Source organism: Vibrio sp. 1401 (assembly GCF_033340295.1).
In genome coordinates, this window is the sequence record NZ_JAWOWF010000200.1 from 1 (window position 1) to 907 (window position 907).

A 907-nucleotide genomic window follows, 5' to 3' on the forward strand; every position below is an offset into this window, starting at 1 on the left:
GCGAGCAATAGCGATGGAATCGACATAACGGTGTCGAGAAGGTGGTTCAAAGTACTGGAAAGCAGACCTTTCGTCATCCCCGCCAGCACTCCGATAAAGCAACCTACGATGGTCGCAATCGCAGTAATGCCAACTGCTGCGCCAAAAGTCAGTTGAGAGCCCATGATCAAGCGCGACAGAATATCACGACCTAAGTCATCGGTTCCTAAAAAGTAATCGACGGTGCCCGCTGGTGCCCATGAAGGGGGAACGAGTAACTCACCAGATTGTGCTTGTGGATCAAACGGGGCAAGCCACGGAGCTAAAATGGTGATCAATACAATCAAGCCTAAACACCACAAGCCAAACATCGCTAAACCGTTAGCGCGGTAACTACGCCAAAATCGCTCAAACTGAGTTGGAATGCGTTCTTCCTGATAAACGTTATTTGTTAGCATACCATTCCTTTCTCACCAGAGGGTTGATCATGGCGCCAATCAAGTCCGAAAGGATATTGGCAGTTAATACGAGTGTCGCAAGCACCATTACTCCTGCTTGGATTGAGGCGTAATCTTGATTGGCAAGCGCATCCAGCAACCAGCGACCAATGCCCGGCCAGTTAAAGATAGACTCGGTGATGATCGCTAAAGTGATCATGCTAGATAGCTGAACCCCAACTTTTGGAATGATGGGCGGAATGGCGTTACGCATTACGTGCTGAGTGACGATCTCACGATTCGATAAACCTTTGATTCGGGCTGCGCGAATGTAGTTTTGGCTCATAACTTCTGCAACAGAAGCACGCATCAAACCAACAACTTGAGTCGTAGGTGCTAACGCCAGAACCAAACACGGCAGAACCATGTGCTCGATGACACTTTGCAGTGCGTGAGCTCGGTATTCACCTTTCGCCATAAAGGCGTCAATA

1 protein-coding gene and 1 pseudogene are annotated in these 907 nt (G+C 48.8%); both read right to left on the reverse strand.

Features of this window, described 5'->3' with window-relative positions; all coding sequences use genetic code 11:
- Positions 1–437: pseudogene (locus tag R7Z77_RS24540) on the reverse strand (peptide ABC transporter permease); the annotation flags it as partial.
- On the reverse strand, positions 424–907 hold a 484-nt coding region (locus R7Z77_RS24545; protein ID WP_318136952.1), incomplete at its 5' end, for an ABC transporter permease subunit. The pseudogene R7Z77_RS24540 and the gene R7Z77_RS24545, both read right to left, overlap by 14 nt.